A 12,644-nucleotide genomic window follows, 5' to 3' on the forward strand; every position below is an offset into this window, starting at 1 on the left:
ATGAGTCCATAGCCCTCACAACGCCATCCTTAACATCGCAAGTAACAGCCCTCGCACCTGGTGGAAGCACGCCTTTAAACTTATCTTTTATGAAGTTTAAGTGTCCATAAGAAATATGTCCGGGCGTTACCTTCCCACCTTTTTCGACAACTGCAATAAAAGGATAAACATTAAGACCTCTAGTCTGGCAGCAGCAGCTTTTGCGGCCGCAGATGCAGTATTAACTCCAACCTTTCATAAAAGATCCCAGGCATAAAGTGAATGAACATTTGCCGTTTCCAGCCTCCATTCCGCCCATGAAAACCACCTCGGCTCCGGACTCTCAACGCGATCTGTTGGATACGTTGAAGCAACAGTTCCTCGGCATCCAGGCCCAGACTGCTCCTTATCCCGCCGCGCGGTCCTTGTCCGGCGGACGGCGGCGGGTCGTCGGCAAATGCCTTTTTGAGGATGGCAAATTCCACCTAACACGGCTGTTGCCAGATTCACAGGCAGGCGCGTAATTGAATGTGCATGAATGCCATCCCCGCCTTCCACAGCATCTTTGTTTTCTTGGCTGGAGCCTCTTCGGTTCTTTCTGCGGACTGGCCTATTTGGCGAGGTCTGGCGTATGATGGTGTATCGGCAGAAAAAAACTGGCAACTGAGCGGAGATCCCAAGGTTCTTTGGGAAGCGGAGGTAGGGCTTGGGTTCTCCTCCTTTGTGGTTTCCAATGGGAGGGTGCTGACGACGGGCCATGCAGATGACCAAGACACTGTCTTTTGTCTGGACGCGAAGACAGGGAAGGAAATCTGGAAACATACCTATCCTGCCGATCTGGGGGACAAGTATTATGAAGGGGGGACGTCGGCCACGCCCACCTTTGACGGCGACAAGGCTTATCACCTGAGCCGGTGGGGGGACCTTTTTTGTTTTGAGGCGGCGACTGGCAAGGTGGTTTGGGAGAAGAATGTCCAAAAAGAGACAGGTGCGAATATTCCAGACTGGGGTTTTGCCGGAGCGCCACTGGTGCAGGGAGAACTGCTGATCCTGAATGTGGGGAAAGCCGGTATGGCGGTGGAAAAGGCGAGTGGTAAAATTGTGTGGAAGAGCGAGGTGGATGCTGCCGGGTATTCGACCCCTTACCCGATAACTTGGAAAGGCAGCAAGCTGGCGGTGATAGGCTCTGCGGATGCCTATGTGGCTGTGGATGTGAAGACGGGCCACCAGCTATGGACGCACCGATGGAACACTCGCTATGGAGTGAATGCGGCTGATCCTATTCTCAGCGGAGATGCTCTTTTTATCTCCAGCGGATACAATAAAGGCTGTACCGTGCTCAAGCTGGGCAGTGGCGATCCTGAAAAGGTGTGGGAGAATAAGAGCCTGAAAAACATGTTTAACTCTAGCGTGCTGATCGACGGGTATTTGTACGGGATTGACGGAGACCAAAACAGCCGTGCCGGACTGAAATGCGTGAGGTTTAGCGATGGGCAGGAGATGTGGGCCGAGAACATCGGTTTTGGATCGCTGATGGCGGCGGATGGCCGCTTGATTGTCCTTTCTGCCAAGGGGGAACTGATCATTGTGAAGGCCGGGTCGGAAAAGTTTGATGAGGTCAGCCGGGCCCAAATCCTGAATGGCAAATGCTGGAGCGCCCCTGTGCTGGCGAACGGACTTTTGTATGCACGCAATTCCGAAGGCCGGGTGGTCTGCTTGGATCTCAGCAAGTAATTTGGGGCATCGTCTTCTTCCGGCTAGAACAGACCGGTGGCTGCCGTTGACTGCCCTCCCTTTTCCTCATGTCCCTCCCGACCGTCCGTTTTAAGCATGCCCGTTTTTCCGCCCGTTTTCCTGAGGCGTACAGTTATTCCCGCTCGCATTACTGGATGGCACCGGTGGAAGATCAGCCTGGACTGTGGCGGGTAGGTTTCACAAAATTTGCAACGCGGATGCTGGGTGAGCTGGTGGATTGCGAATGGCCGACGAAGGAGGGCGATGCGATTGAACCTGGCAAGAACATCGGCTGGGTAGAAGGCTTCAAAGCGGCCTCGGATGTGTATTCGGTGATGAGCGGCCAGTTCGCCGGAGGGAATCCGTATCTTAAACAGGATGCGTGTGTGGTCCGGACGGACCCGTATGAGGTGGGCTGGCTATATGCGGTGAGGGGCGAGCCTGAGGCGGATCACCTGGATGTACACGGATACATTGAATACCTATCGGGTATCATTCATCGCATGGCGGAGGAAGGCCATGGGGAAGAAGGGGCAGGGGAGGAGTGAGGGCTGGGGCTTTCTGTCGTGAGAATTTTTGGGAGGTTTCAACCCAAGCGGCCTTGAGATCGCTTTTCGGGCAAAGGCAGCCTTCTCGTGCTGAGATCACGCTCTCACTCCAATCCTTTCGTTTCGCGGCTACGCAACCCCAGCCCTGAGGGCGAGGGAGCATGATGCTGGCCCTATTTGGGCTCTACACGCGCTCAGCTTTCGGGATACACGGCGACGGCCATGACCCCTTCATTGGGCATCCAGCCGACGACTTCGACACGACGAGGTGTCTTGGAAGTCTTATTGCCCATGCCCTGGCTGACGGTATCCAGAAGCTGTTTTTGTGTAGCTGCGTTGACGTCGCTGCCAAAGAAATTGGCCAGTGTGCTCAAAATAGGTGCGGGGGCATCCATGCCAAGGATGGTGACCGGGGTACGGTTTTGGCCGCTAGCCACCATTTGCTCACGCATCATTTCCGGGGACAGGCCACCAGGCATGAGAATGAGGCGGCGCAGGCGGGCGACTGTGGGTGTATGGACCTGCGGTGAGGCTGGCGCTGCGGCATTGGCCGTGCTGCTGGGCGGCTTGATGGACTTCGTCGGCTTCAGAAAAACAGTTTCTGAAGGGAGTGGGTCATAAGCTGGAAACTCAGGGCCACCCTCAGGCAGGGGCAGCAGGCTATCCTGTGCCGAAACGGTGGCGCAGAGGAGACTGAGGAGGATGGAAAAACGAGCCTTAAAAATCACGGATGCGCGGTTTTATCAGGGCGGGCTTTTTTCGACAATCTTTTTTTCGCCTAGAGGACTTAAATCGTCATGGAACTGTAACCGCCGTCCACAACCATTTCCTGTCCCGTGATGAAGCTGCCAGCCCCATTGGCGGCCAGCAGCAGGGCTGCGCCGACGAGTTCATTGGCGGTGCCAAAGCGGTTCATGGGGGTGTGCCCCATGATCTTGGCAACGCGGTCTGGGGTGAGGACTTTTTTGTTTTGCTCAGCCGGGAAGAAGCCGGGAACGAGGGTATTCACCCGTATGCCCAGGGGGGCCCATTCGCGTGCCAAGTTCTTGCTCAGGTTATGAACGGCCCCTTTGGACATGCTGTAAGTAAAGACACGGCTCAAAGGCAGGAGGCCAGACATGGAGCCGAGATTAATGATGGAGGCATTGATCTTCTGCTCGACGAAGTATTTGCCGAAAACTTGGCAGGCGAGGAACACGCCCTTGGTATTGATGCCCATGATACGGTCGTATTCATCTTCGGAGATATCGAGGAAGGGCGTGGCGGAATTGACCCCGGCACCGTTGACCAGGATGTGACAGCCGCCGGAGCGCTCCAGGACCTGATCCAGGAGGAGTTGCAAATCGGATTTGCGTGAGGCATCTGCGCTGACGAAGTATCCCTGGCCGCCAGCGGCATGGATGGCCTCAAGGCGTTTTTCGGCTTTGGCAGGATCCCGGCCAACGAGGACAACCTCAGCTCCGGCGCTGGCATACCCTTCGGCGATGGCACCACAAAGCTCGCCCGTCCCGCCGATGACGACTGCGGTTTGATTCTGGAGGGAGAAGAGTTCGAAGATGGAAGACATGATGAGAATGAGAAAGTGGCTCTGTTGAGTTAGAGCAAGGGATAAGGGGATGTCGAATGGAGAACGTTCGTCAAGCAGAGAAGGTGGTGTTTTAGAGACGATGTAAAAGTGGCACGGCGCGTGCTTATTCTGAAGTTTGTGGAAGCAACCAGAATCATTCCCATCACTAGCAACCGTCCCGTACAGGGGCAGCAACCCGCGAATGTCATCCGCATGGAACCCGACCCTGGTTTGATCAAGATAGACACATTGCAGGGGCGGGAATCCGTCTCAGGAGGGGATGCGGAGTCATCTCAACGCTTCGCCAGCGAGGTGAAGTATGTGTCCTATTATGCGCAGAAACTGGCTGAGACGCTGGGAATGCACCAATTACAAATGGGAATCGTGGAGGATCGGGAGGGCCAGACGGCTTTTCATCTTTCCTCAAGCGGATGGCACGGAGTGGTAAGCAGTAACCGTCGCTCATTGAAACAATTGAAGGAGTCCCTGGCGCGTAGCTGAGATCCTGTATGACTCTGAATTCTCTTATTGCAGCGGTGGCTGCCCTGCAGCGCCTGGAAGGTGTGGCGGGTGTGATGCTCTTCAAGGGCCGGAATACGATCCACCGGCACATGCCTTTTTCCGAAGGCCGGTCACTGGATCTTACGGATACACTGGGGCAAATGCTGGATGGATACCGGCAGGTGCGGCGAAAAATCAGGCAAGTGTATCTGGAATTTGACGGGGGGGTGCTGATGGCTCTCACCCAGGATGAATGTGTCCTCGTTTTTCTCCTGACCAACCGTGCCGATGCCGACTTGGCTGCTAGTGCTGCGACGGTATTGCTCAATGACTATGCAAGTCTGATGGCTAGGCTGCCCACAGAGGCGGGAGCCTCCATGCCACGCACTCAAGACGGCATTGAAGAACTGGTGGTAAGCAACCCGCGCCGTCTCCAGGAGATGACAGAAAAGGCGGAAGTGGTCGTCAACAACTGGGGGCAGGTGCGCAAGCAGGTCGAAAGTCTTTTGGGGAAGGTCATGGGGCGCGCGCAGTTGACCATGATGATTGACCGAGTGATGGCCCGGCGCGGTATCCAGGACCCATACCGTCTGCCTCCGGCGGAGATCCGCAAACTGGCTGAGGCCCTGATTGAACAAGTGCCTAACACGACAAAACGACAAGCCCTACTAAGCGAGCTGGACACGCTGCTGACTGATTAATTTTCCCCAAGATCCCTTTCCTACCCGATCAATGAATCCCCTCCGCCATCTCTCCCTTCTGGCTTTTCTTTTAACAACGACGCTTGCGTTTGCGCAAGACGGTAGCGTTCCTCCTTCTTCCCCGCCGCCACTGGAGCAAAAACTGGACGGCATCCTGGGTAAGCTGGATGCAAATGATCGTGTGAATACCCGCCTGGACGGTATTCTGGAAAAGCTGGATGCCAATGATCGTGTGGCCGATAAGCTGGACGGTATCCTTGAAAAGCTGACGGAGCATGAAAAGACGCTGGAAAGACTGGCTGTGACGCCATCTGCGCCAACGCCGATCCCAGCGGGTGAAGCTGCGACCCCTACGACTACCGCTGCTCCTAATGTTGCAGTGGCTGAGTTGCCAGCAGGTGTCGCGGAAACGCTTCAGCAAAACATCAACTATGTGTGGATTGTCATCACGGCTGCTATGGTGTTTTTCATGCAGGCTGGATTTGTGATGCTGGAGATCGGGGCCTGCCGAGCTAAGAACACGATCAATATCGTGATGAAGAGTTTCCTGGACTTTTGCATCTGCGCCATTGTGTTCCTTTTCGTCGGGTTTGCGGTGATGTTTGGCACATCCTGGAAGGGATTTTTAGGGACGGATGGCTTCTGGCTTTCGAGTTTCCCTGCAGATCATGGAGTGTGGGCTTTTTGGTTCTTCCAATTGGGGTTTGCAGGGGTTTCGTGTACTATCCTTTCTGGCGCGGTGGCGGAGAGGACTAAATTTCTCGGCTATCTCATTTACTGCGCATTGTTTACCGCGCTGATCTATCCAGTCATCGGTCACTGGGCTTGGGGCAGTTTCGGTGGGGCTTTTGGGGTGGGTGGTGAAAAAGGCTGGCTGGAAGCTCTGGGCTTTGTGGACTATGCAGGATCCAGTGTTGTACACGCCTGTGGCGGAGCCTGTTCTCTGGCTGGCATCCTGGCGGTGGGGCCGCGTGTGGGCCGGTTTGGTAAAGACGGGACACCACGTTTGATTGCGGGTCATAATATTCCGCTCGTGGCTCTGGGGGTGTTGTTGCTTTGGTTCGGCTGGTTCGGATTCAATGCAGGCTCCTCGCTGAGCGGCAGCGGTATCATTGGAAGACTGGTGGTGAACACGACGATTTCACCTTCAGCAGCGGGTATCGCTGCGATGGCGGCGATGTGGTTTATCCAAGGGAAGGCGGATGTGAACATTGCGATGAACGGTGCTTTGGGTGGTGCGGTAGCCATCACTGCCTGTTGCGGAAATGTGACGCCAGGGGCGGCAGTGATCATCGGACTTTTCGGCGGTATCATCACCACCGTGGCAACCATCGGGCTGGAGCGTATGCAGATTGATGATGCTGTGGGTGCAGTCCCAGTGCACTTGGCCTGTGGCTGGTGGGGAACACTTTGCGTGGCCTTGTTCGATGAAAAGGGCTTTAGCATTGAGCGACTGGGCGTACAAGCGCTGGGAACACTCTGCATCAGCGTTTACGCTTTCGTCGTTTGCTCCATCATTTTTGCCCTCATTAAAGTCATCGTCCGCACCCGTGCGACTGAGGAAGAACAGATCAATGGTTTGGACTTCTCTGAGCATTCAGCGAACGCTTATCCTGACTTCCAGACAACGGAGCAAGCGTAAGATTGAGCAAAGCGGGGTCGGAGAAGCCTCACGGTGAAGGGCGGGATGTGTTTTGGGCGCTGGCTGCAAAACACTCCTGCTTCGAGGGGGGCTAAAAATGCAATTCCGCGTCCTGGGAATGCGGTTTGTCAGCGAGGAGGATGCTTTATACCATGCTGATCGTTTCACGAGACTGTCAGTTGGGTATTAGAATAAACGCAAGTCGGGCGAGCGTAACCCCTCGTAGATAAGGGTTTCGGGCGGGTATTAGAACGTGCGTGGGATACACAGACCGGATGAACCCCCGAAGGAAGGTCTTGATAAGAAGTGCCTGAGTTGGGTGGGATCAGGATTCTTTGGCTGGTTCATCCATGATGAGAAATGCTTGTTCCATCACTTCGGGGACGGGTTCGACAGATTTGGCTTTGACCAGTTTGAGAGTCTCCAGGTCGTGGGTGAGCATGTCTTTTTCAGCGATGAGGCTTTTCACTTCGGCGAGCAACTTTTCAATTTCAGCGGCCTGGCCCTCGGTGGCTTTGAGTTTGGCTGCAGCCTCACTTGCTTCACTGAGACGGTACTCAAGCTCGGCGATTTTATAGCCGTCCTCGCGGGCTTTTTTCCGGGCTTCAGCTTCGGTCTGGGTGATCTTTGCCTCCAGCTCGATGATGCGCTTGTCGTTAGGTGCGGCGACTGCGGCGGCGGAGGGTTCAGGCAAGACACCGACTGCGCTCATGAATTCTTTTTGGACAAGAGCGGACTTGGCTTCGGCGGCGGCGAGTTGACGCTGGAGGCTGGTGATGCGTGCCTCGGCAGAGGTCTGGTAAGATGTATGGTTTTCTTTCAGCCGGGATATTTCTTCGTCCACGGTGGAGAGACGTGCCTGGTCTGAGGCGAGGGATTGCTCCCGCTCGGCCAGTTGCTGCACGAGGTCGGCTTCGCGTGTCTGGGCTTTTTCCTGATGCTGGGTGAAGCGGGACTGAGTGTCATCAAGTTTCTGCTCGATTTCCTGGGCCCGTGTGCGGGTGACTGACAGGGCCTGCTCCAGGGCCTGGATGCGGCCACGCTCTGCGGTGAGAGTTTTTTCCAGATCCCCGATGCGTGCCTGGGTGGAGGGGAGCTTGGCGGCAAGTTCACGAGTGGTGGCGAGATCTGCCTCAAGGGATCCTATGCGAGCCAGGGAATCATTTTCACGGCGCTGGGCGGCCTCCCGATGGAGTGCGAAGCGTTCCTCCACAACGGCGCATTCCGCTTTGGCATCGGCCAGGGTTTTGAGGGCCAGGGTGGCTTGCTTGGCGGAGATCGCTTTTTCATGCTCCATGGCGGTCTGCCAATTGCCCTTTTCCCGCTCCATCTGAAGGGTGAGCTGGCTGATGCTCCGCCCGTGCAACCAGCGGGCAATGCCAGCAGTCACCAGGGCTGCCAAGAGGGCGGCGCCGAGTGTTTCTACTTGAGTAAAAGCAGCCAGAAGAACGGGAGAATTCATCCGGGCAGTGAAACGGACATCCGGCCTGCTGTCGAGCACGGATCACTCTATGCGGGCATTAACCATTAAAAAACATGTTGGAGACTGGAAAGGCATCTGTGGCCACCGTCAGTCATACTTCAACTGGGCGGTGACGATGGCTGAAGTATCGCTAACGAAACGTAGCCAATAAGCACCATAGGCGGCGGGAAAGGTGTGATGAACGGGTGCAGCAGGGGCGACTTCAAACTCTTGATAAGGAACCCACAAACCGGTGCCGGTGATGTCCGCCTCAAGGCGAATTTTGGCTGGCTTATCGCTGGTGAGGGTGAGGTGCTTTTGGTCGTAACCAGTGAAGAGGTAGGGATCGCTGGGCACATTGGCGGTGACGGATGTATCCTTCCATGGGCCACCGAAACCGCGTGGTTTGCCGAATTTCCAAAGGTCATCCACGGCACCAGTCCAGAGGGCGGTTTTGCCGTCGGTGGAGCGAGTAATATGAGGGCCTTCCGCATCGGTGCGCAGGCCGCTGATGACAAGGAGACCACGATAGCTGGCGTAGTCCTTAATACGTCGGTTGTGGGTGGTGACGGGGCGGATTTTGGCAAAACCGCCGGCGTTTTCGGCTGGCAACTCAAAAAAGGTGCCGCCTGCATTGAAGAGGTCGCGTTCGGTGCAGACTTCACGGCAGACACGCTCTGCGCCTAACGAACTTTGCTGATCGGAGGCGGAATGACCGCGAGGGAGGCGCCAGCGGCCCTTTTCATCCGTGTACAGAATGGAGGCTGAATCGTATTCGAGCACGCCTTCGGGGATGGCGGCATTTTTGGAGGTCCACGAGAGGCCTGCGGGGTCGTCTTTGGGAGAAAGATCGAAGGCGCTGCCCATATCGTAAATAGCAGGTGGCTGGTCGGGGGCAGAAGAAAGAAAACGAAGGGTCCTGAACCCGGCTCCACGGGCATGCAGGACACCTCCGGTGACAGACTGGTCCTCTGGACCGGCTATGCCGTCAAAGATGGAGGAGGCCGTGACGGGGCGGGTATCGTCATTGCGGTAATGGAACACGGCACTGATTTTTTGAGCCTCAGTGGTGGAGATCAGCCGGATCCATACGCCTGGCTCCGTAGATAAAAATTCGAGCCACTGGCTGCCATGGGGGGCAATGTTGACGGTCTGTTTTTCCAGCCACTTGCCATCGCCCTTTAAGTCCGTTTGAATGATGATGCTGACCTCATGGTCACTGTGTGAGACAAGCTGTAAGGAGCGATGTTTATACCCAGCAAAAAGGTAAGGATCGCTGGGTGTCGATGCTTTGACCTCATCTTCCAACCAGACTGCGCCGCGACCAATGACTGGGCCAAGTTGATCGAGAGTATCGGGTGTGACGAACCATAGATTGGACTGTGATTTTCCTGGACCTGCAAGATTGCCTTTGGCTTTGCGGACATTGAGAAACTCTTTGTTAGCGGAGTCGTCGCAGCCCAGCACCAGGCGGTCGCCCCAGCGGGCGAAATCGCCAATGACTTTGAGGTAGTTGCTTCGTGGTGAAATGCCCGCGCTGCTGCCGGGGGTAAAGTTGCGGGGAAATTTCCAAAAGGTGCCGTGCATGGTCATCAGGAGATCGTCTTCACCGATGTCACGGATGCGTGGCCACTCGGTATTCCAGCCGTGGGCACCGTCATAGCTGTGGCTGGACTTGGGGAGACGATAGGCGTGCCAGGCAGGAGTGTCCGCACGATCTGTAGGCTCGCTTGCGCTGAGGCACATGAGGATTAAAGACCGGTGATCCCAGCCAATGCTCCAGATTGGATCTTTTTCTGGATGTGCATTGCCCATGATGCCGCCAGGGCCGGTGACTTCCGTGAACTGGTTGCGGCGTACGAGCTGCCAGTCCTGGCCGGGGGATGTCCATTCAGCCAGCGCTCCACTGGGGGTGGAGGGGTCGGTGAGGACTTTTTTGTCGCGGTCGCCATTGTTGGCGTAAACGAGGCGGCCGTGGCCGGAAAAGAGACCTTTGCCATGATAACCGGGTAGCTCAGAGGCGACTGTAGCAGGTTGGGTTTCTTTGGAGAAATCAGGCTTGGGTTTATTGCCGTCTCTAATTAGTCCGGTCACTTCGAGGCTACGCAGGTCCACCTCGTATAGGCCTTCCTCCATGGTCGCGTAATAGGCTTTGTTGGCAGGATCGGTCAGGTGCCGGGCATTGCCGGTGAGCCTGCCGGGCATGAGGGCAGGGGGAATGATGCGGACTTTGCGCTCTTGGTCGATGACGTAGGGGCCGATGAGGAGTTGCTGCGTTTCCGTGTGAATCATGCGGTTAGCCGGTGTGCCGCCGATGCTTTCAGGGCGGACGACCTGCTTGAGGTCCGGGGTGATTTCGTAGAGTTTGTCACTGGAGCCGAAGGGCAAATGTGGCCCATAAGTGATGACCCAAAGACGGTCTGCCCACGGCACAACCGCACCGGTCCCGCATTCCCCCTCATCGTTAAACATAGCTAGATGAGGATAGATGCCGCTGATGTGGCGCGGCTCCTGAGCAGTCAGGGTGGCAAGCGCGCCCAAAAGGAGCAAGCTGGTGAGGGTTGGTTTCATGCTCACAGTTCAGCATGGAGTGCAGGGCTGTGACAAGAGCGGAGGCTTATGCATTGATGAAATCGCTTACAGATTGAGACACGGTGACTCTGGAGTTGCGGATGCGTGCATCCACGCTCCGTTTTGTCATGCCCGCTTCCGTTCTCCTGACCCCAGCACTCTGGCAGAGTATTGTCTGCGAGTGGCTGTGGGTCTATGACGGCATAGCTCCGCGTGCGCAGGTCTGGTCGCAAAAAATCACGGTGCCTCCAGGTGTCTTCTTTGTACAAAGCGGGCAGGTGAAAATTGATGTTGGGCGCGAGGTCATCGTGGTAGGGAAGGGGGATGCCTTCTTTTCAGCCCCAGGGACACGGCGGCAATGGTTTGATGAAGATACACGTCTGCTATCTGTGGGGTTGCACTGCCGCTGGCCGGATGGTCTGCATCTCTATCAGACAGGGTTGGACGTGGCGGTGCCGGGCAAGCGGCTGAAGTTATTGCATGAGGCCACCCGCACACTTTTCACGCAGGTGCATGGCCGTCGAAAGCAGGTGGGGTATGTCGAAGCGACGACCACTGGCAGTCGAAGCTTGCAGGACTGGACGCGTCACGAAGCCGCCTATCGGCAATGGTTTGCTGAATTCGTGTCCACATTGAAGAGGCTAGGCATCACACCAAATCCGCGCAAGCGGGCGGAGGACCGGCGGCTGGAGCATCTGCGCGCTTGGTTGCAGTCCTGGCCTCTGGACCGGGCGCTGGATTTGAAGGCAGTGGCCTTGGAGGTGGAGCTCAGTCCTCGGCGCATTCATCAACTGCTGCGAGATGACCTGGGCATGACGGCGCAGGTTTACCAGGAGCGCCGACGCCTGGAGCACGCCCGTCAGCGGCTGACGCAGGGTACGGCTCCGCTAAAGGAGATCGCTTTTGGTCTTGGGTTCCGGCATCCGCCCCATTTCACGGCTTGGTTCCGCCGACATACGGGGATGACGCCGACGGCTTGCCGTGCGGGGTATGGGTTGGAAGGGGCGTGAGGAGGGCCCGGAGGCAAGTCATAGATCCCGGTTCGTCGAATGTCTCACCAGGAGGGCTTCCACCAGTTTTCGAGAGGCGCGAAAATTTGTGGATTTTAAGCGGGATAAAAGAGTTTGGAAATCACCCAGTCCTCTCAACGCCGCAGCATCGAGTACACCCAACGTTCCCATAAGTGTAAGGCCATTGGACCGGGCAATAGTTCTGCCATCCTGATCGTCCATCAGTAGGAGCTGAGCACGTTCTTTGAGTGCCAACTCAATAGCGGCTACCTCACCTCAATGAATGTGTGATCATTCAGGGCGTGCCAAAAAAGCATCCGTATGGACGATTAACCAATCAGGACGCTTCTCGGCCCATTCTCGCACCGATTGGGGGGCTGCGGGATCGGTTAATTCATCGATTACGGCCTGAAGAACGTGTATGGCACCATGCAGGGAGTGAAGTAGTTCTACAGCGTTGATTTGAATCAGGTAATTTAGCGGAGAAGTGTTGCTAACCACCATGTCTCAAGGATGGTTGCGCTGTTGAATGGTCTCTAGTTCAAGGGACACTTCTTCATCGGTCCAGTCGCGCTCTGCATGATGCCGCGCCACTAAAGTCTCAAAGGCAATGCGGCTGGTTATTCCCAGAGAGTTCATGGCGTCTGTTGAGGATAGCCTTCCTTCACGATATAAACCGCAGATCCGTGTCTGCTCTGCAGAGCGGACAATATCGCCCCCTTCTTCTCGCAGGCTAGCGAAGACAAAGTCAGGCAGGTTTAAAGCAATGGTCCTGAGTTGATAATAAGCACAACGGCACGATAGACAAATTTTCCTTTGTGAGCGCATGGCCAGTTCATCGGATGGTCGATAAACAAATTCGATGTAATGAGCTCAAAATGGCGGGCCCTGCATTAAGCGGTTTCATGATTTTCCTCCGCTCTCAAGCT

Annotated in this window: 12 protein-coding genes and 1 pseudogene; 7 read left to right on the forward strand and 6 right to left on the reverse strand. The window is 55.8% G+C overall.

What is annotated here, in order from left to right:
- Nucleotides 1-296: 296 nt before the first annotated feature.
- The 3 genes from EI77_RS09020 to EI77_RS09030 all read left to right on the forward strand — a co-directional run bounded on the left by EI77_RS09020 (nucleotide 297) and on the right by EI77_RS09030 (nucleotide 2,261).
- Nucleotides 297-503, forward strand: coding sequence for a hypothetical protein (locus tag EI77_RS09020; protein WP_133794851.1), 207 nt, complete (start codon nucleotides 297-299; stop codon nucleotides 501-503).
- 10 nt (nucleotides 504-513) lie between these two features.
- Nucleotides 514-1,713 (forward strand): outer membrane protein assembly factor BamB family protein, encoded by a 1,200-nt coding sequence (locus tag EI77_RS09025; RefSeq protein ID WP_133794853.1) that lies wholly within the window; start codon nucleotides 514-516, stop codon nucleotides 1,711-1,713.
- A 68-nt stretch (nucleotides 1,714-1,781) separates the two neighbouring features.
- Nucleotides 1,782-2,261, forward strand: a complete 480-nt coding sequence (locus tag EI77_RS09030; RefSeq protein WP_133794855.1) for a glycine cleavage system H family protein — start codon at nucleotides 1,782-1,784, stop codon at nucleotides 2,259-2,261.
- Between the two features lie 194 nt (nucleotides 2,262-2,455).
- Here EI77_RS09030 and EI77_RS09035 read toward each other — a convergent pair whose 3' ends face one another.
- The gene (locus tag EI77_RS09035; protein ID WP_133794857.1) at nucleotides 2,456-2,989 is read right to left on the reverse strand and encodes a hypothetical protein; all 534 of its coding nucleotides are present in this window, start codon (nucleotides 2,987-2,989) and stop codon (nucleotides 2,456-2,458) included.
- Between the two features lie 59 nt (nucleotides 2,990-3,048).
- The gene (locus tag EI77_RS09040; RefSeq protein ID WP_133794859.1) at nucleotides 3,049-3,828 is read right to left on the reverse strand and encodes an SDR family oxidoreductase; all 780 of its coding nucleotides are present in this window, start codon (nucleotides 3,826-3,828) and stop codon (nucleotides 3,049-3,051) included.
- Nucleotides 3,829-3,966: 138 nt separating this feature from the next.
- Here EI77_RS09040 and EI77_RS09045 point away from each other — a divergent pair, with 138 nt between their 5' ends.
- From EI77_RS09045 to EI77_RS09055, 3 genes are read left to right on the forward strand one after another with little or no spacing between them, the layout of a single operon-like run.
- On the forward strand, nucleotides 3,967-4,329 hold the full coding sequence (locus tag EI77_RS09045) for a hypothetical protein (protein WP_133794861.1): 363 nt from the start codon (nucleotides 3,967-3,969) through the stop codon (nucleotides 4,327-4,329).
- An 8-nt stretch (nucleotides 4,330-4,337) separates the two neighbouring features.
- A complete protein-coding gene (locus EI77_RS09050) occupies nucleotides 4,338-5,030 on the forward strand; it encodes a hypothetical protein (RefSeq protein WP_133794863.1) in 693 nt (230 codons plus the stop codon).
- 31 nt (nucleotides 5,031-5,061) lie between these two features.
- Nucleotides 5,062-6,672 (forward strand): ammonium transporter, encoded by a 1,611-nt coding sequence (locus EI77_RS09055; protein ID WP_133794865.1) that lies wholly within the window; start codon nucleotides 5,062-5,064, stop codon nucleotides 6,670-6,672.
- A gap of 325 nt (nucleotides 6,673-6,997) precedes the next feature.
- Here the strand turns inward: EI77_RS09055 and EI77_RS09060 are convergent, their stop codons facing one another.
- On the reverse strand, nucleotides 6,998-8,134 hold the full coding sequence (locus tag EI77_RS09060; RefSeq protein WP_133794867.1) for a coiled-coil domain-containing protein: 1,137 nt from the start codon (nucleotides 8,132-8,134) through the stop codon (nucleotides 6,998-7,000).
- Nucleotides 8,135-8,242: 108 nt separating this feature from the next.
- The gene (locus EI77_RS09065; RefSeq protein WP_133794869.1) at nucleotides 8,243-10,705 is read right to left on the reverse strand and encodes a hypothetical protein; all 2,463 of its coding nucleotides are present in this window, start codon (nucleotides 10,703-10,705) and stop codon (nucleotides 8,243-8,245) included.
- 128 nt (nucleotides 10,706-10,833) lie between these two features.
- Between EI77_RS09065 and EI77_RS09070 the strand changes: the two genes are divergently transcribed.
- Nucleotides 10,834-11,715, forward strand: coding sequence for an AraC family transcriptional regulator (locus tag EI77_RS09070; RefSeq protein ID WP_166647138.1), 882 nt, complete (start codon nucleotides 10,834-10,836; stop codon nucleotides 11,713-11,715).
- An 18-nt stretch (nucleotides 11,716-11,733) separates the two neighbouring features.
- Here EI77_RS09070 and EI77_RS24245 read toward each other — a convergent pair.
- Both EI77_RS24245 and EI77_RS09080 read right to left on the reverse strand, forming a co-directional pair.
- Nucleotides 11,734-12,219 (reverse strand): annotated as a pseudogene (locus EI77_RS24245) (PIN domain-containing protein).
- A gap of 3 nt (nucleotides 12,220-12,222) precedes the next feature.
- Complete coding sequence (locus tag EI77_RS09080) at nucleotides 12,223-12,543, reverse strand: UPF0175 family protein (RefSeq protein ID WP_133794875.1); 321 nt, start codon at nucleotides 12,541-12,543, stop codon at nucleotides 12,223-12,225.
- Nucleotides 12,544-12,644: the final 101 nt, after the last annotated feature.

The organism is Prosthecobacter fusiformis, from assembly GCF_004364345.1.
GTDB lineage: Bacteria > Verrucomicrobiota > Verrucomicrobiia > Verrucomicrobiales > Verrucomicrobiaceae > Prosthecobacter > Prosthecobacter fusiformis.